At 51.0% G+C, this 18,179-nt stretch carries 14 protein-coding genes; all 14 read left to right on the forward strand.

The genetic code is table 11. From position 1 onward, the window contains the following. Window positions 1–1,260 carry an adenosylhomocysteinase gene (locus V5J77_RS10215; RefSeq protein WP_046230404.1) on the forward strand — a complete coding sequence of 420 codons (1,260 nt, stop codon included), beginning with the start codon at window positions 1–3 and terminating at the stop codon, window positions 1,258–1,260. Window positions 1,261–1,430: 170 nt separating this feature from the next. Continuing rightward, complete coding sequence (locus V5J77_RS10220; protein ID WP_338555667.1) at window positions 1,431–2,474, forward strand: DUF4349 domain-containing protein; 1,044 nt, start codon at window positions 1,431–1,433, stop codon at window positions 2,472–2,474. 189 nt (window positions 2,475–2,663) lie between these two features. After that, window positions 2,664–3,101, forward strand: a complete 438-nt coding sequence (gene mraZ, locus V5J77_RS10225) for a division/cell wall cluster transcriptional repressor MraZ (RefSeq protein WP_338555668.1) — start codon at window positions 2,664–2,666, stop codon at window positions 3,099–3,101. Window positions 3,102–3,178: 77 nt separating this feature from the next. Next, window positions 3,179–4,129: a 16S rRNA (cytosine(1402)-N(4))-methyltransferase RsmH gene (rsmH, locus tag V5J77_RS10230; protein ID WP_338555669.1), complete on the forward strand. Its 951-nt coding sequence runs from the start codon at window positions 3,179–3,181 to the stop codon at window positions 4,127–4,129. Between the two features lie 20 nt (window positions 4,130–4,149). Beyond that, the gene (locus tag V5J77_RS10235; protein ID WP_338555670.1) at window positions 4,150–4,551 is read left to right on the forward strand and encodes a cell division initiation protein; all 402 of its coding nucleotides are present in this window, start codon (window positions 4,150–4,152) and stop codon (window positions 4,549–4,551) included. Between the two features lie 9 nt (window positions 4,552–4,560). Then, a complete protein-coding gene (locus tag V5J77_RS10240) occupies window positions 4,561–6,840 on the forward strand; it encodes a penicillin-binding transpeptidase domain-containing protein (protein WP_338555671.1) in 2,280 nt (759 codons plus the stop codon). A 226-nt stretch (window positions 6,841–7,066) separates the two neighbouring features. After that, window positions 7,067–9,010 (forward strand): stage V sporulation protein D, encoded by a 1,944-nt coding sequence (locus V5J77_RS10245; protein WP_338555672.1) that lies wholly within the window; start codon window positions 7,067–7,069, stop codon window positions 9,008–9,010. A 104-nt stretch (window positions 9,011–9,114) separates the two neighbouring features. After that, window positions 9,115–10,605, forward strand: coding sequence for a UDP-N-acetylmuramoyl-L-alanyl-D-glutamate--2,6-diaminopimelate ligase (locus V5J77_RS10250; protein WP_338555673.1), 1,491 nt, complete (start codon window positions 9,115–9,117; stop codon window positions 10,603–10,605). Then, on the forward strand, window positions 10,602–12,068 hold the full coding sequence (gene murF / locus V5J77_RS10255; RefSeq protein WP_338555674.1) for a UDP-N-acetylmuramoyl-tripeptide--D-alanyl-D-alanine ligase: 1,467 nt from the start codon (window positions 10,602–10,604) through the stop codon (window positions 12,066–12,068). The genes V5J77_RS10250 and murF overlap by 4 nt, the downstream gene beginning before the upstream one ends. A 4-nt stretch (window positions 12,069–12,072) precedes the next feature. After that, window positions 12,073–13,035, forward strand: coding sequence for a phospho-N-acetylmuramoyl-pentapeptide-transferase (gene mraY / locus V5J77_RS10260; protein ID WP_338555675.1), 963 nt, complete (start codon window positions 12,073–12,075; stop codon window positions 13,033–13,035). Between the two features lie 168 nt (window positions 13,036–13,203). Further along, window positions 13,204–14,649 carry a UDP-N-acetylmuramoyl-L-alanine--D-glutamate ligase gene (murD, locus tag V5J77_RS10265; RefSeq protein WP_338555676.1) on the forward strand — a complete coding sequence of 482 codons (1,446 nt, stop codon included), beginning with the start codon at window positions 13,204–13,206 and terminating at the stop codon, window positions 14,647–14,649. Between the two features lie 44 nt (window positions 14,650–14,693). Further along, window positions 14,694–15,791: a stage V sporulation protein E gene (gene spoVE / locus V5J77_RS10270; protein ID WP_338555677.1), complete on the forward strand. Its 1,098-nt coding sequence runs from the start codon at window positions 14,694–14,696 to the stop codon at window positions 15,789–15,791. A 169-nt stretch (window positions 15,792–15,960) separates the two neighbouring features. Continuing rightward, entirely contained in the window at window positions 15,961–16,866 is a 906-nt protein-coding gene (murB, locus tag V5J77_RS10275) for a UDP-N-acetylmuramate dehydrogenase (RefSeq protein ID WP_338555678.1), read from the forward strand. Window positions 16,867–16,881: 15 nt separating this feature from the next. After that, window positions 16,882–18,159: a UDP-N-acetylglucosamine 1-carboxyvinyltransferase gene (murA, locus tag V5J77_RS10280; protein ID WP_338555679.1), complete on the forward strand. Its 1,278-nt coding sequence runs from the start codon at window positions 16,882–16,884 to the stop codon at window positions 18,157–18,159. Window positions 18,160–18,179: the final 20 nt, after the last annotated feature.

Genomic DNA, 18,179 nt, shown 5'->3' on the forward strand with positions numbered 1-18,179 from the left:
ATGAGTACAATTGATAAAAGTATTATTCGTGATATTAAGCTTGCCCCTGAAGGGCATTTGAAAATTGACTGGGTCAGCGCTCATATGCCAGTGCTTTCGAGCATTCGTGAGCAATTTGAGAAGGAGCAGCCATTCAAAGGCTTGAAGGTGTCGATTGCGCTGCATTTGGAAGCGAAAACGGCTTATTTGGCTAAAGTCGTAAAGGCTGGCGGAGCGGAGGTTACAATTGCGGGCAGCAACCCGTTATCTACTCAGGATGACATTTGTGCGGCGCTGGTAGAAGACGGCATTACGGTTTTTGCAAAGCATAATCCTAGCCCGGAAGAGTATAATGAGCTGATTATTAAAGCAATCGAATCGAAGCCGGATCTTATAATTGACGACGGCGGCGAGCTGATTACGCTGCTGCACAAAGACCGCCCGGATTTGCGTGAAAATTTGCGTGGTGGCGCAGAGGAAACGACGACGGGTATTATTCGTCTGAAAGCAATGGAGAAGGATGGCACGCTGCAGCTTCCAATGGTTGCAGTTAATGATGCTTACTGCAAATACTTGTTCGACAACCGTTATGGTACCGGTCAATCGGTATTTGACTCGCTGAACAAAACGACGAACCTCGTTATTGCTGGCAAAACCGTCGTCGTTGTAGGCTACGGCTGGTGCGGCAAAGGCGTAGCTATGCGTGCCAAAGGACTAGGCGCCAAAGTTGTCGTTACGGAAGTGGATGCAATTCGTGCGGTTGAAGCACATATGGACGGCTTCACTGTGCTGCCGATGATGGAAGCGGTCAAGCTTGGCGATGTGTTTATTACAGTTACAGGCAACCGTGACAATATTCGCGGCGAGCACTACAAGGTGATGAAGGGCGGCGCTATTTTGGCGAACGCCGGACATTTTGATGTGGAGTTCAATATTCCGGAGCTTAAGGCGCTTTCTACTAATGTGCGCACCGTTCGCAACAACATTGAGGAATATCAATTGGAGGATGGCAGAAGCATTTATGTCATTGCCAAAGGCCGCCTTGTCAACTTAGCAGCGGGCGATGGCCATCCGGCAGAAATTATGGATACGACGTTTGCGCTTCAAGCACTGTCGCTTCGTTATGTAAACGAGCAATATAAAGCACTGGGCAAAAAAGTAGTTAATTTGCCTTATGAGCTGGACGAAAGCGTAGCACGCATCAAGCTGGAGTCGCTTGGTATCAGCATTGATACGCTTACAGCAGAGCAAATTGCATATCAGGATAGCTGGAACGTTTAATCTCAGCCCCTTAACGTGTAGCAACTAAGAAACACTGAAACGGTGAAATAGAGGAACAGCCGCTTCTGCCGCTCAAACGCGGTGGCAGCGGCTGTTTTTGTTTCCAATTAAGCAACCTTTTGTCAAAATTTACGTCTAGGACGTTAATTAGAGCAAAGGGGGCCATTTTTATGAACAAAATAGAGAAAACAAAATGGAGAATGAAAGAAAGCGCAAAGGAAAGCGCAACAGAAAGCTGTGTAAATAAAATATTCATTTTACTGCCGACATCGCTCATGCTTGCTATTATGCTGCTGCTTTCGGCCTGTTCGTCTGCAAACACCGGGACGGAAATGGGCACAGCCCAGAGCTCCAGCGTCAAGCTTGAGGAGCAGAGCAGCTTAAGCATGAGTGATAGTGCGGCTGCTGATGCGGAAACGAGCAAAGCTTTAGACAATAAATCGTTAACAGCAGCCCCGGCAGACAGTCCGATAGACAGCATGGCTATTGGTGGGGAAGCGTTTAACCAAAAGCTGATCTATACGGCTACAATGACGATGGAGGTTGACGATTATGAGGCGGCGGCCCAGCAGCTGCGTAATGCCATCCATCAGGCTGGCGGGTACATTCTTGCTTTTCAGGATGGTCAGTATGGCAATGAGCAGGGAGCAAGCTATACGATTAAAGTGCCGGCTCAAGGGTTTATGTCATTTGTGGAGCGGCTGGAGGGAATCGAGAACAAGCATCTGGAGCGCGAGCTGAAAGGAACCGATGTGACGGAGGAATACGTCGATTTGGAAGCGAGGCTGAAGGCGAAGCAGGTGGTGGAGCAAAGGCTGCTTTCCTTCATGGATAAGGCGCAGCAGGCGGATGACCTGGTCAAGTTTTCGCAGCAGCTTGCAAAGGTACAGGAGGAAATTGAACAAATTAAAGGGCGTACGCGTTATTTGGACAAAAATGTAGCTTTCTCCACGATTGAGCTAAGGCTGTATCAGCCTATTGATCGTACGTTCAAGACGGGCAAGGAAGAGCAATCGCTAGGCGGCAAGATGGCGGCATCCTTTAAAACGAGCTATGAGGGAACATGGAACGTCCTTCAAGGGCTGCTCGTCTTCCTCGCGGGAGCGCTGCCTGCACTCGTTATTCCTGTAATCATTGGGCTGGTCATCTGGTGGTTTGTACGGCGTTCCCGCGCCAAAACACCGCCTGCAAAGCCGGAGCAGGAGCAGCAATAAAGCGCAACAAGCTTGCTTGAATTGCTGGATACGAACGGTAAGATGATTATTTATTAATAAGGTCAAACATTTTAATAAAATCCTGCTCCTATGAGCAGGATTTTATTGTTGTATGGCGAATTACACTATGTTATGTGGGGGAAAGTGGAGCAAAGTGGGGAATTAGGGAGAGAGGGTGGAGGCGATCTTATGTTCATGGGCGAATATCAGCACAGCGTTGATGACAAAGGTCGGCTTATCGTTCCAGCCAAATTCCGTGATTCACTAGGCGCTTCCTTTATTGCCACCCGCGGTCTCGACAATTGCTTATTTGTTTATCCAATGAGCGAATGGACCGTGCTTGAGCAGAAGCTCAAATCACTTCCGCTCATGAAGGCAGATGCAAGGGCGTTCACTCGGTTCTTTTTCTCCGGGGCAACCGAATGCGAGCTGGATAAACAGGGAAGGGTAAACTTGCCGGGACATCTTAGAGATTACGCGAAAATTGATAAGGATTGTATGGTTCTGGGGGTTTCAAGCAGGGTAGAAATATGGAGCAAGGCGGTTTGGGACGGCTACTATACAGAGTCTGAGCAAACCTTTAATGAAATTGCCGAGAAGCTGGTCGATTTTGACTTCAACTTTTAAACGGACGATTTCAATAGCTTGCTAATGATGGAACTGGACAACGATGACTAGGGCAACAAGAACGGGAGGGCAATTGCGTGTTTCAGCATGTAACAGTACTTATGGAGGAAGCGGTTGACGGCCTGGCCATTAAGCCGGACGGCATTTACGTCGATTGCACGCTCGGCGGGGCGGGACACAGTGAACGCATTGCGTCGAGTTTGGGCGAGGGAGGACGGTTAATCGCTTTTGATCAGGATGATATTGCGCTGAACCACGCAAAGATCAGGCTTGCACCGTATTTGGATAAAGTAACACTTGTGAAAAGTAATTTCCGTTATTTGGAGCAAATGCTGCTCACCTGCGATGTGCCGGTTGCGGGCGGCGTACCTCAAGTCGATGGCATCCTGTTTGACCTTGGCGTATCGAGCCCTCAGCTTGATGAGGCGGAGCGCGGCTTTAGCTATAATCATGACGCGCCGCTTGATATGCGGATGGATCAAGGCGGGGCTATGACCGCGCATGAAATCGTCAATACATGGGATGAACGCGAAATATCGCGGATTTTATCCCATTATGGCGAGGAGAAGTTTGCCAGATCCATTGCCAAGACGATTATCAAGACGAGGGAAAGCAAGCCGATTGAGACAACGGGAGAGCTTGTGGAGCTCATCAAGCTGTCCATCCCTGCGGCCGCAAGACGCACAGGCGGACACCCTGCCAAGCGTACGTTTCAGGCGCTGCGGATCGCAGTCAACGATGAGCTGCGTGCGGAGGAAGAAGCTTTGGCCCAGGCGATTCGCTGTCTGAATCCAGGGGGCCGGGCGGCTGTAATAACGTTTCATTCCCTTGAGGATCGAATCTGCAAGCAACTATTTGCGAGCCTTTTAGAAAAATGCACTTGTCCGCCGGATTTTCCGAAATGTGTATGCGGCGGCACAGGAAAGCTTCGGTTAGTAAACCGCAAGCCGATCGTTCCGAGTGAGCAGGAGCTGGAGTCCAATCCACGTGCTCGTTCGGCCAAGCTGCGAATCGCAGAAAAATTGTGAGATCTTGAGGAGGTTCTGGAGTGGCCTATACGAATGGGAATTTGGCTCTGCAGCCGAAGAGAAAGCCGGAGCAGAAGCCAGCAATTAAGCAAAACAAACGGGTGGTCGTCAAAAGAAAAACGTTAACGATGCAGGAAAAGCTGCTGTACCTGTTTACTGTAATAGCATGCGTGCTTGTTGCAGGCGTTATTATTTTCAGGTATGCCGAAATTTATAAACTGAGTGTGGAAATTAAACATGTGACCAGTGAATATGAAGCGGTAAACGTCGAGCTGAAAGAGCTGAAGAAGCAGGTTGAAATGTTGAGCGATCCGGAGTTTATTCGGAAAATGGCGGAAAGCCAAGGGATGGTCAACAATTATCAGCCGGGAATAACGGTTAATACAGGCAAAGAGGAAACGGCTACTGCAATGGGTGAGTAAGGAGGACGTATGGTAAAACGAATCAGAATGCGCACGCTATTTTTTGGAGGGGTAATTACCCTCCTTTTTCTTATTCTAATTGGCAGAATTTTCTATGTGCAAGTCGTTGATAGAGACACTTGGTATACGATGGCAAAAGAACGTTGGGCTGATTCAGAAACTTTAGTAGCGAATAGGGGGACCATTACGGATCGAAATGGCAATGTGCTGGCGATGGATGCGCTTGCGTATAATGTGGCAGTCAATCCGAAGCAGATTGATAGCTTGGGTATTGCCGATAAGGTCGTAGAGGGGCTGAATGCGATTTTGAACAAGCCGCAGGATGGGCTGCGCAAAATCGTAACCGCCAAAAACGATAAAGGTGAATTTTACGCGCAGCGTGAGCTTCGTGATGGCGGCTGGAATATTGATAAATCGGTGGCTGACAAAATCAAAGAGCTGCGGGATGAGCTGAAGAAAGAAAACAAAGTAAATGACGTTGGCATTTATTTATATGATGATCAAAAACGTTATTATCCCCGCAATACGATGGCATCCCAACTGCTAGGCTATGTGGACAAGGACGGCAAAGCGCTTGCGGGCATCGAATCCTTTTTCAATGACAAGCTTAAGGGCACGAATGGTGAAATCAAGTATGAGAAGGACGGCAAGCGTGTTCAGCTAGCGGAAGGAGACGTCGTTTATGAGCCAGTCGTAGACGGACAGGATATTACGCTGACGCTGGATAATGAAATTCAGCATTATGTAGAGGAAGCGATCAAGCAAGTAGCAGATAAATATCAGCCTAAAAGCATCACGGCTATAGCTGCTGACCCTAATACGATGGAAATTCTCGCCATGGCGAATTATCCGACCTTTAATCCGAATACGTACTGGGATACGAACTTTGAAAATGCGTATAATCACGCGATTAAATCCTTGTACGAGCCGGGTTCAACGTTCAAAATTGTAACGCTGGCCGCTGCGGTCGAAGAAGGGCTGTTCAATCCAAATGCAGAATTTCAATCAGGGAGCATTAATGTGCCGGGTAATCCTGTTCGAGATTCGAATCGGGTAGGATGGGGGAAGATCTCCTATTTGGATGGCCTCAAGCATTCCAGTAACGTCGCTTTCGTAAAACTAGGCTGGCAAATGCTCGGCGGCGAGAAGCTCGTTGATTACATTAATCGCTTTGGCTTCGGTCAGCCGACAGGCATTCAACTGGGCAATGAATCCAAGGGTGTTATCAACATTAATCTGAGCATCCCCAGTGATATTGCACGGGCGTCATTCGGGCAAGGTCCCGTATCCGTAACGCCGATTCAACAAATTGCCGCAGTCGCTGCTGTAGCAAATGGCGGCAATTTGATGCAGCCGCAAATTATTAAGCAAATATACAATCCGAATACAAATACGACCCAGAAGTTTGAGCCGAAGGTCGTACGCAGAGTGATATCCGAGGAAACATCGAATAAGGTCGGCGAATATTTGGAGCAGGTTGTATCCGACCAATCAAACGGAACTGGAAAAAATGCCTATATTGAAGGCTACCGTGTAGCAGGTAAAACCGGTACGGCACAAAAAATTATTAATGGGAAATATTCCAAAAATAAATATGTCGTTTCGTTCATTGGCTACGCACCGGTAGAAAATCCGAAGGTCGTTGTCTATATAGTCGTCGATGAGCCGAATGATCCGCTTGCGGGCGGGGGTACAGTTGCCGCTCCAGCCTTCAAGGAAATCGTCTATAAAACGTTGCGGCACATGGGCGTTATGCCGGATAACGCGCTGGAGGAAGCAATTACGGATAAGAAAACGCCAACGGTTAAGCTGCCGGATGTTACCGAAAAGAATTTGTCTCAGGCGCAGGCCGAGCTTAAAGCACGCAATGTGATGTTTGAGGTTGTTGGCACCGGGACTACAGTAGTCAAGCAGGTTCCGGCTGCCGGGGAGAACATCGCTCCGACCCAGCGAGTGTACCTTGTTACCGAGCAGCAGGATAAGCTAACTATTCCCGATATGACGGGGCTGTCATTGCGTGATGCTCTGGAGGTTGCTTCACTGATGAATGTGCAGCTGCTTGCAGAAGGCGAAGGCTTTATCATTTCCCAGAAGGAAGACAAGCAGGGGGATAAGCGGATTTTGCGCGTACAGCTTTCGCCGCCAACTGGAGCAGAGGGTGCTATAACGGCAGAGGAAGCTTTAGAAAATGCAAAGGAGCAGGAGAACGCTGTTACAGAGGACGAGGCTTCTTCTAGCAGCTCGATGCAGGATGACGTAGAGGATACGCAGGAAATTCAAGAGCAATAGCCTTACTAGCACAAGCTGGTATGTACTAGTGTAAGAACTAGAGTAAGAGTACGTATAAGAGTAGGAGTAAGTGTAAGAGGAAGTTTAAGAACTAGTGTTAGCATTAGCGCAGCTAGCAAAGGAGACATGTCAGGGGCTTGTTCTATCTCCTCCGCCGTAGGAATAGGCTGGAAATGAGCGTCAGTGTACGCTCTGCCTTAAGCAAAGGGCGGAGGAGGAGCAAGCGATGAAAGTATCAAATGTGACGGTGCGCCGTCGACTGTTTATGGTGCTTATTTTTGGAATCATTGCATTTGCCGCTTTAGGTGCGCGGTTAGGCTATGTCCAGCTTTGGAAGGGCAGCGAGTTGGCTGAAAAGGCGGAAAACTCATGGCGCAGGGACATTCCCTATATGGCAAAACGGGGAGAAATTTGGGACCGCAATGGCGTCAAGCTGACTTACAATGTCACCTCGCCTACCATTTGGGCGATTCCTGCACAAATTAAAGACAAGCGGGCGACGGCTGATGCGCTCGCACCGCTGCTGGATATGAAGGCAGATGAGCTGTATGGCAAAATCAATACGAAAAAATCAATGCTCGTCCAGCTCCGTCCCGGTGGCCGTAAAATGACGCTGGAAAAAGCGCAGCAGGTGCGGGAGCTCGCGCTTCCTGGCATTGTTGCCGCCGAGGACAATAAGCGTTTCTATCCCTTTGGCAGTTTGGCGGCACATGTGCTAGGCTTTACTGGCATAGACAACCAAGGATTGACTGGTGTGGAAGCGAAGTATAATGACGAGCTTAGCGGCATTCAAGGGAATGTCTCCTTTCTGTCGGATGCGCGCGGCAGGCAGATGCCCAATTCCTCGGATACCTATGTGGAGCCGAAGGAAGGGCTGACGATGCAGCTGACGATCGACAAGCAAATTCAGGCTATAATGGAGCGAGAGCTGGACCAAGCGATGGCTCAGCATCAGCCCGACCAAATTATGGCCATTGCAATGAATCCGAAAAGCGGCGAAATATTGGGAATGGCGAGCCGCCCGACCTATGAGCCGGATAAGTACAAGGAAGTTGCGTCTGAGGTGTACAATCGGAATTTGCCAATTTGGATGACCTATGAGCCGGGCTCGACATTTAAAATTATTACGCTCGCGGCAGCCATTGAAGAGAAGAAGGTCAATCTGACCAATGAGCGATTTTATGATCCGGGTGCAATAGAGGTTGGAGGCGCAAGGCTGCGCTGCTGGAAGAAGGGCGGCCACGGCAGCCAGACTTTTCTGGAAGTAGTTGAGAACTCCTGCAACCCGGGCTTTGTGACGCTTGGACAGCGGCTGGGCAAAGAAAAGCTGTTCGAATATATTAAAAATTTTGGCTTTGGCACAAAAACGGGCATTGATATTGGCGGCGAGGAGAACGGCATTATGTTTAAGCTGAGCCGGGTTGGACCAGTGGAGCTGGCGACGACCGCGTTTGGTCAAGGGGTCTCGGTTACACCGATTCAACAAATAACCGCAGTCTCGGCAGCTATAAATGGCGGAACGCTGTACAAGCCGCATGTAGTGAAGGGCTGGATTAATCCGGATACCGGGGAGACGGTGGACACCGTAGAGCCGGAGGCGGTGCGAACGGTCATTTCCGAGGAAACGTCGAAGGCGGTTCGGGAAGCGCTGGAAAGTGTCGTAGCGAAAGGAACGGGGCGAAATGCGTTTATTGATGGCTACCGCGTTGGCGGCAAGACTGGAACCGCGCAAAAGGTAGTGAACGGCAAATATTCGCCAAACGAGCATATCGTTTCCTTTATCGGCTTTGCCCCAGCGGATGATCCTGAGCTCGTCATCTATGTAGCGGTCGATAATCCGCAAGGCATTCAGTTCGGGGGCCTCGTTGCGGCGCCGATCGTGCGCAATATGATGGAGGATGCCTTGACGGTATTGCAGGTTCCGCAAAGAGAGAAGCAGATTGGCAAGGTGTATAAGTATGGCGAGACGCCGATTGTCACTGTGCCTAATCTAATTGGCAAGACGGTGTCTGATATTTATGAGGACTTGAATATGAACTTCAACCTTAGCTCGGCTGGAACGGGACCGATGGTTATTAGGCAGGCGCCCGCTGCCGGAACACGAGTAGACCGCGGCTCTACGATCCGTATCTATTTAGGCGAAGAGGATGATATATCTCATACGCATTGACTATACTGGTAGACATAATAAATAATAAAGGACATAATGCTTGGTCAGGCAGCAAGGCTTCTTGTCTTCTTGTTTACCAAGCAATAGGAGGAGAAGATAGCATTATGAAATTAAGCGAATTGGCAAGCAGATTAATTACCTCCAAGCTAATTGGCAGCGGTGATATAGAAATTACATCCCTTGAAACAGATTCACGCGCGGTGCAGGCGGGCAGCTTGTTTATTTGTTTGCCGGGCCACACAGTGGATGGGCATGACTTTGCTCCGCAAGCGGCGGAGCGCGGGGCGTCAGCCTTTGTAGTGGAGCGCGAGCTGCCGCATATTGCGGCTCCGCAGCTCATTGTAGGGAGCAGCCGCCATGCAATGGCGGTGCTTGCGGACTATTTTTATCAGCAGCCTAGCAGCTCCTTGCATTTGATTGGGGTTACCGGCACGAATGGAAAGACGACTACGACGTATTTGATTGAGCAAATACTGAACGACCAGCGCAAGCCAGCTGGTGTTATCGGTACGGTGGAGCGACGCTATGCGGGAATAACCGAACCGATGTCCGGCACGACGCCGGAGGCGCTCCAGCTTCAGCGTTATTTGGCAGACATGCGTGATGCCGGAACGCAATATTGCGCGCTGGAAGTATCCTCTCATGCGCTGGAGCAGGGCCGGGTGAAGGGCTGCCGCTTCCGCACGGCGATTTTTACGAACCTGACGCAGGATCATCTGGATTATCACGGCACGATGGAGCATTATGCTGAAGCGAAGGGGCTGTTTTTCTCGCGGCTTGGCAATGTGTATGCTAGTGACGAGGCGGAGCGCTCTTATGCGGTACTCAATGCGGATGACCCAGCCTCGGAGGCTTTTGCAAAAGGGACAGCTGCGGATACCATTATGTATGGAATTGATCATGAGGCGGATGTCCGTGCTTCGTGTATTCAGATTACGGCGCAGGGCACGTCGTTCCATGTCGATACCTTTGCGGGCAGCGCGGATATTACGCTCAAGATGGTCGGCAAATTTAATGTGTATAATGCGCTTGCAGCTATCAGTGCGGCATTAATTGAAGGCATCGCGCTAGAACAAATCAAGGCGAGTCTTGAGAAAATGGCCGGTGTGCCAGGTCGCGTGGAATCGGTAAGCGCTGGTCAAAGCTTTGCCGTTATCGTGGATTACGCCCATACGCCGGACGGGCTCGACAATGTGCTGCGCGCAGTTAAGGAGCTTGCGCCGCCGCGCATCATTTGCGTTTTTGGCTGCGGGGGTGACCGCGATCGGACGAAGCGTCCGATAATGGGGGCGATTGCTGCTAAATACAGCGATTATGCGATTATTACCTCGGATAATCCGCGTACGGAGGATCCTGAGCTCATTTTGCGGGACGTGGAAGCCGGGCTTTTGCAAGGGAATGTGGACAAGAGCCGCTATGAGCTGCTTGTCGATCGTCATGCCGCAATTCAAAAAGCGGTTGAAATGGCAAGCCCCGGCGATGTAGTATTGATTGCGGGGAAAGGTCATGAAACCTATCAAATTATTGGAGGCGTAACGCATCCGTTTGATGACCGACTAGTTGCGAAAGAAGCGATAAGGGGATTATTACATTGATTAGACGTACGCTTGAACAAATAGGCGGCATGTGCAAGGCGGAGTGGAAGCCGTCTGATTCCGCCGTTGCTATCACTGGCGCAGGAACTGATTCTCGTAAAATTACAGCGGGGCAGCTGTTCGTGCCGCTGGTGGGAGATAAATTCGATGGGCATGATTATGTAGCTCAATCGCTTAAGGATGGGGCTGCCGCTGCACTATGGCAGCGCGGCCATGCCATTCCGCCAGAGCTTGCAGACGCGCCTTTGCTTCTGGTTGATGATACGCTTGCAGCGCTTCAAGCGCTGGCGAGCAGCTATCGCACCGAGCTTACAGGGCTTCGTGTTGTGGGCATTACAGGCAGCAATGGAAAAACGACAACGAAGGATATGGTTGCCGCGGTTCTCGGCACCTCGCTTCGCGTGCACAAAACGGCAGGCAATCTGAACAATCACATTGGGCTGCCGCTGATGGTGCTTGAGCTGGATGAGCAGACGGAGGTAGCTGTGCTGGAAATGGGCATGAGCGGCTTTGGCGAAATCGAGCTGCTGACGCAAATCGCGCGGCCAGATGCTGCGATTATTACAAATATTGGGGATGCGCACATGCTTCAATTGGGCTCGCGCGAGGGCATCGCGAAAGCGAAGCTGGAAATTGTGTCTGGCTTACAGCCTGGCGGGCTGCTGCTGTATAACGGTGATGAGCCGCTTCTTGTCTCAGGCTTGGGCGTGACGGCGCTGCCAGCTGGAGCAAGATTGGAAGCTTTTGGCCTAATGGACGGAAATCAGTGGACAGCTGCGAATATGAATATAGACGCTGTATCGGCTACCTTTGAGCTAAAGGTCGGAAAAGTCAGCACACAAGATGAGGCAGCTGTGCAAGCAGCGAATGAAGCAGCTAACGCAGCTAATACAGAAGCTTATGCTATTCCTATTCCGGGCAAGCACAATATTAGCAATGCGCTGGCCGCTATTGCGATTGGTTACCATTTTGGAATCTCTGGGGAGCGGATTCGCCAGGGATTGTCCAGCTTACAGCTGACAGGCATGCGTATTCAGCCAGTGAAGGCTTTCAACGGCGCAATGATTTTGAATGATGCGTATAACGCGAATCCGACTGCGGTCAGGGCGGCCATTGATTTGCTGGAGAGCGTAAACGGCTTCCGCAAAAAATGGATCGTGCTTGGCGACATGCTTGAGCTGGGACCGGATGAGGAGCAGCTTCACTATGAGACGGGCGTATTTATTACGCCAGCGAAAGCGGATGCCGTGCTTACTTGCGGACAGCTGTCGCGTCATACGTCGCGCGGGGTGAAGAGCAGCTTTGGCACTGCGGCAGACGCAGTGGACATTATTCATTTTGAAGAGAAAGAAAAGCTGGCGGAGTGGCTTAAACAGCAGCTTCAGCCTGCGGATATTGTGCTGGTCAAAGGCTCGCGCGGTATGCGTATGGAACAGATTGTCCAAGCTTTAGAGGTGGGGTGAGAGCATGGACATGATGATTATTTTATTCACACTAGGCCTATCTTTTTTGCTCGCGGCACTGCTTGGGCCCATTTGCATTCCCGTGCTGAAACGCATGAAATTTGGTCAGCAAATACGCACAGATGGACCGCAAAGCCATTTGAAAAAAAGCGGCACACCGACGATGGGCGGCATCATTATTATGCTGGCGCTGCTCATAGCCTTTTTGAATTTTGCTGATAAAACAGCGGATTTCTGGGTGCTGCTTACCGCATCGCTAGGCTTTGGCCTCGTTGGGTTTCTCGACGATTACATCAAAATCGTCTTCAAGCGTTCGCTTGGCTTGACTGCGCGCCAGAAGCTGTTCGGGCAACTGCTATTTTCGATTATCGTCTGTGCGCAGCTGTACCAGATGCACCATAGCACGGAAATTATCGTTCCCGGCACGTCCTGGAGCTTCGATATGGGATGGTTTTATTATCCATTTGTCGTCATTATAATGTTCGCGGCCAGCAATTCGGTTAATTTCACCGATGGGCTGGACGGACTGCTCGCCGGTACAAGCGCGATTGCCTTTGGCGCATTTACAATTGTGGCGCTGCAGGTGTCGGCTTATGGCTCTGCCATTTTCTCGGCGGCGATGATTGGAGCTGTGCTCGGCTTTCTGATCTACAATGCCTATCCTGCCAAAGTGTTTATGGGGGATGCCGGCTCGCTGGGCATCGGCGGGGGTATTGCTGCGGTAGCGATTTTGACGAAAATGGAGCTGCTGCTCATTTTAATTGGCGGTATTTTCGTACTTGAAATGCTGTCGGTTATTTTGCAGGTGGGCTCCTTCAAGCTGCGCGGCAAGCGGATTTTCAAAATGAGTCCGATTCATCATCATTTTGAATTGTCCGGCTGGTCCGAGTGGCGCGTTGTATCCACGTTCTGGGCGGTTGGCCTCGTGTTTGCGGTGCTGTCGCTGCTGTTGATACGCGTATTTTAAAATGTGATAGCAATATAGAGAAAGGATGGAAGGATCATATCCTTTCTTAAATTATCTTTCAAAAAAATAGGGATAGCAGCTTGCGCCTCAAGCAATACCGCGATTCTAACTTGCGAATTGCGGTGCTGCGGGGATCATGCTGCTGGCCTTTACAAGGAGCTGTCATTTATGGATCATCCGGCATCATACCGGGGCCGCCGCGTTGTGGTGCTTGGCCTGGCGAGAAGCGGAGTTAGCGTCGCAAAGGTGTTTCATTCCTATGGGGCGAAGGTAATAGTTAACGATAAGAAGGAGCAAGACCAATGTCCCGAAGCGGAGGAGCTAATCGCTTTGGGCATTTCTGTGCTTTGCGGTTCTCATCCAGACGATCTTATAACTGCTGATACAGCGCTGCTCGTTAAAAATCCGGGCATCCCTTATGAGGCTCCGCCTATCAGGCAGGCCGCAGCGGCAGGCGTCGAAATTGTGACCGAGGTGGAAGTAGCCTACTGGCTTTCACCGGCACCGATTATTGGTATTACAGGCTCTAATGGCAAAACGACGACGACAACCTGGATCGGCGAGCTGCTGGAGGCGGCGGGTAAAAATCCCATCGTAGCCGGCAACATTGGCCGTCCATTATGCGAAGCAGCAGTTGAGGCAACGAAGGACAACTGGCTTGTCGCCGAGCTGAGCAGCTTCCAGCTTAAAGGGACATCGGGCTTTCGTCCCCGCGTCGCCCTGCTGCTCAATGTAGTAGAGACGCATCTGGATTATCATGGCGGCATGGAAGATTACATAGATTCGAAGGCAAAGCTGTTTGCCAATCAGACGGCAGAGGATACGGCTGTGCTGAACTGGGATGATCCGGTTTGCCAGCAGCTTGCTGATCGTCTGGATGCTACTATTTTTCCCTTCTCGCTATATGAAAAGCTAAGCTTTGGGGTGGCGATTGAGCCTCCATACGTGAGGACAGCTGCGAGCGCTTCTTCAGGTGAAGATGAAGCTGCTGAAGTGCGCCATATCGTATGGAATAAGCAGGATGGGACGCAAGCGAGGCTGCTTGAAGTAGGCGAGCTTGGCATTCCAGGGCGCCATAATGCGGCAAATGCGCTTGCGGCCATTGCGGGATGTCTGGCAGCCGGAGCATTGCCGGAGCAGCTTATCGAGACGCTGCGGGGCTTTAAAGGTGTAGAACACAGGCTGGAGTATGTATGCGAAGTAAACGGGGTCAAATATTACAATGATTCCAAGGCTACGAATCCGACAGCGACGATGATGTCCGCTCACTCCTTGACTGCGCCAATCGTGCTGATTGCAGGCGGCCTTGATCGCGGCTCGGATTATATGGAGCTGCTGCCGCTGTTCCGTGACAGGGTCAAGGGGCTTGTAGCGCTCGGCGAGACACGCGGCAAGCTGGGGCATGTTGCGGAGCTGGCAGGTTTAGCAGCCGTTCAATTGGTCGAACCTGTTGAGGACGCCGAAGCGACCTTGCGCGAAGCGGTGCGGCAAGCTGCCGCGTTAGCAGCGCCAGGCGACATCGTATTGCTGTCGCCGGCCTGTGCAAGCTGGGATATGTTTACATCCTATGAGCAGCGCGGGCGCATTTTTAAAGATTCGGCGCATACCTTGTAAGTAGGGGGCTAGTCCCTACTTTTACATGCAAAGAGGTGTACGCTATGGCCAAAGCCAGGTCTGCCCCGGACGTATGGATGATCGTCTCCATTGCGCTCATTCTGGCTATCGGAATCATTATGGTATACAGCGCGAGCGCAGTGCTCGCTTTTCATGAATTCGGAGACCGCTATTATTACGTCAAGCGCCAGCTGCTGTTTGCCGGTCTCGGCGTCTGTGCGCTTTTCTTCACCATGAATATGAATTATCTCGTTTGGCGCAAATGGGCAAAAATCACCTTAATTATTTGCTTCGTTCTGCTCGTCATTGTACTGATCCCCGGTGTGGGCGTCGTGCGCGGCGGAGCGCGAAGCTGGCTCGGCATTAGCTCGTTCGGCATTCAGCCTTCCGAATTCATGAAGCTGGCGATGATTTTGTTTTTGGCAAAATGGCTTTCCGAGAAGCAGCAGACAATTACGCTGTTCGTCAAGGGACTGCTTCCTCCGCTTGGGATGGCGCTGCTCGCCTTCGGCCTTATTATGCTGCAGCCGGATCTTGGCTCCGGCGCGGTTATGGTCGCGGCATCGCTGCTTTTGATCTTTACGGCAGGCGCACAGCTCAAGCATTTGGGACTGCTCGCGCTTGCAGGCGCCCTGGGGCTTGTCGGCCTTATTTTGGCTGCTCCCTATAGGCTGCAGCGTATCTCGGGCTTCCTTGATCCATGGGCGGATCCGCTAGGCTCAGGCTATCAAATTATTCAATCGCTATATGCGATTGGCCCAGGAGGGCTTGTCGGGCTTGGGCTTGGCATGAGCCGACAGAAGTTCAGTTATTTGCCGGAGCCGCAAACGGACTTTATTTTCTCCATCGTTGCAGAGGAGCTTGGTTTTATTGGTGGTTCAGCACTGATTGTACTGTTTATGATCGTGGTATGGCGCGGCATTCGAACGGCTATATATGCGCCTGATACGTTCGGCAGCTTGCTCGCAGTTGGCATCACGAGCATAATCGGCGTTCAAGTGCTCATTAATATCGGTGTCGTTATCGGAATGATGCCTGTAACGGGCATCACACTGCCGCTCGTCAGCTATGGCGGTTCATCGCTTACGCTTCTGCTCACATCGCTGGGCATTTTACTTAATATTTCACGTTATTCAAGGTGAAGGAACAACTAGGCTTGCGACGCATGCCCATGCAATAAGCGGGCTTGCAGCCTGGCGCTATAGGCATTTGTCACACTACCCGGGCACAGGGCATAGGATACTCTTATAAATCGTGACCATCGCCGAGCGGGCCTGTTCTTCACCTTGAAGCAGAAGGAGGTTAGACAGCATGGAACATGTAGCTGAGCTGTTGGAAAATGCAAAAATTGGAAAAATACTCATTAATGAACGGCTGGAAAATCATACTACTTGGAAAATAGGCGGTCCTGCCGATATTCTTATTATACCGGATGGAAAGCAGCAAATGATGTCGGCTGTCCGGCTGCTTCATGAAAACGGCATACCGTGGACCCATTTGGGACGCGGCTCCAATATGCTGGTGAGCGACAAGGGCATTCGCGGCGTTGTCATTAAACCCCGGGGCGGACTGGATTATGTTCGCTTCGATGGGAACACTGTTCATGCCGGAGCGGCTTATTCCTTCATTAAATTGTCTGTGATGTCCGGTAAGGAAGGACTGACGGGCTTGGAATTTGCCGGTGGCATTCCGGGTACTGTAGGCGGGGCCGTCTATATGAATGCTGGTGCGCATGGATCGGATGTGTCGCGTATTTTCAAGTCAGCCGAGATTTTGCTGGGAAATGGTGAATTGGTAACCTACGGACCCGAGGATATGCAATTTTCTTACCGACACTCTGTGCTGCATGAGCGCAAAGGGCTCGTGCTTTCAGCGACCTTCGAGCTCGCGCCTGGAGACCGTCAGGAAATTGCTGCAACACTGGCCTCGTACAAGGAAAGGCGGCTGCGTACTCAGCCGCTGCAGCTGGCATGTGCGGGCAGCGTCTTCCGCAACCCGCCAGGCGATTATGCCGCCAGATTGATCGAGGAGGCGGGGCTTAAAGGCCACCGTGTAGGTGCAGCTGAAGTCTCCGGGCTGCATGCCAATTTTATCGTCAACACCGGGCAAGCGACAGCTGAAGATGTGCTTACCCTCATGGCTCACATTCAAGGCGTCATTGCGGATCGATATGGGATCAGCTTGGTGCCGGAAGTGCTGGTGGTGGGTGAGCGGTAAATCGGAGGTGAGACATTGGACAAATTGGTGATTGAAGGCGGGAAACCACTCTCAGGAACCATGGTTATCCAAGGAGCAAAAAATGCCGCTTTGCCAATATTGGCAGCCAGCTTATTGGCCGAAGGCGAAACGACGCTGGAGCATGTGCCAAAGCTGCTTGATATCGACGTCATGCTCAGCATACTGCGGGAACTCGGATGCCATGCGGAGCATGAGGGCGATACGGTACAGCTGAACACGGAAAGCCTTCATCTGTCCCATGTGCCGGAAAAGTTAATGGGTCAGATGCGCTCGTCCATCTTTCTAATGGGGCCGCTTCTTGCGAGGTTTGGTGAAGTTCAGGTGTATCAGCCTGGCGGCTGCGCAATTGGGCAGCGCAAAATTGATTTGCATCTGGAGGGGCTTCGGGCGCTCGGTGCTGATATTGAAGAAGTGGGCAATCGTATTATTTGCCGGGCAGATCGTCTCAAAGGTGCTGATATTCATTTAAGCTTCCCTAGTGTCGGAGCGACGGAGAATATGATGATGGCCGCGGTGCTTGCAGAAGGGCGAACGATGATTACGAATGCTGCTCGCGAGCCGGAAATTCAGGATTTGCAGCGGTTTCTGAATGCGATGGGTGCCGAGATGATCGGTGCTGGTACAGATACCATTACGATTAATGGCGTAAAGTCGCTTTCTCCCTGTAAGTACAGGATCATTCCTGATCGGATTGTAACCGGCACCTTAATGGTTGCGGCTGCTGCGACGCGCGGTCAAATTACTCTTCTGAATACTTGCCCCACCCACTTGTCTTCCTTAATACATGTGCTTCGTCGGTCAGGTATTCAAATCACTACCCACGATGATATAATAAAAGTTAGCTGTGCATCCCGACCCAGAGCCATTGAACGAATTGTTACTTCTCCATATCCTGCTTTTCCAACCGACCTGCAATCGCAAGTGATGGTGCTGCTGGCTCTTGCAGACGGAACAAGCATTATGAAGGAAACGATTTTCGAAGGCAGGCTGAAGCATGTTGACGAACTATCACGAATGGGTGCGGATATACGGGTTGATATGAATGCGGCTTTTATCCGGGGCGTTCCTCGTCTTTATGGAGCGACGGTGGAGGCAACGGACTTGCGCGCAGGGGCAGCGCTTGTAATTGCGGGCCTTGCTGCGCAAGGGAAGACGGTAGTGGAGCAAATACATCATATTGATCGGGGCTATGAGCGCATTGAAACGATGTTAAGCAGACTTGGAGCAAGAATTGCTCGCAATTCTCCTGTTCCTCAAGCTCCTAATAACTAGTGTATGCGCATAAGCGCCTG

Source organism: Paenibacillus sp. KS-LC4 (assembly GCF_036894955.1).
GTDB lineage: Bacteria > Bacillota > Bacilli > Paenibacillales > Paenibacillaceae > Pristimantibacillus.

Bases quoted from the DNA above. Each gene is read 5' to 3' on its own strand.
- V5J77_RS10215 (WP_046230404.1), top strand. From the start codon at position 1: ATGAGTACAATTGATAAAAGTATTATTCGTGATATTAAGCTTGCCCCT.
- V5J77_RS10220 (WP_338555667.1), top strand. From the start codon at position 1,431: ATGAACAAAATAGAGAAAACAAAATGGAGAATGAAAGAAAGCGCAAAG.
- mraZ (WP_338555668.1), top strand. From the start codon at position 2,664: ATGTTCATGGGCGAATATCAGCACAGCGTTGATGACAAAGGTCGGCTT.
- V5J77_RS10240 (WP_338555671.1), top strand. From the start codon at position 4,561: ATGGTAAAACGAATCAGAATGCGCACGCTATTTTTTGGAGGGGTAATT.
- V5J77_RS10245 (WP_338555672.1), top strand. From the start codon at position 7,067: ATGAAAGTATCAAATGTGACGGTGCGCCGTCGACTGTTTATGGTGCTT.
- V5J77_RS10250 (WP_338555673.1), top strand. From the start codon at position 9,115: ATGAAATTAAGCGAATTGGCAAGCAGATTAATTACCTCCAAGCTAATT.
- mraY (WP_338555675.1), top strand. From the start codon at position 12,073: ATGGACATGATGATTATTTTATTCACACTAGGCCTATCTTTTTTGCTC.
- murD (WP_338555676.1), top strand. From the start codon at position 13,204: ATGGATCATCCGGCATCATACCGGGGCCGCCGCGTTGTGGTGCTTGGC.
- spoVE (WP_338555677.1), top strand. From the start codon at position 14,694: ATGGCCAAAGCCAGGTCTGCCCCGGACGTATGGATGATCGTCTCCATT.
- murB (WP_338555678.1), top strand. From the start codon at position 15,961: ATGGAACATGTAGCTGAGCTGTTGGAAAATGCAAAAATTGGAAAAATA.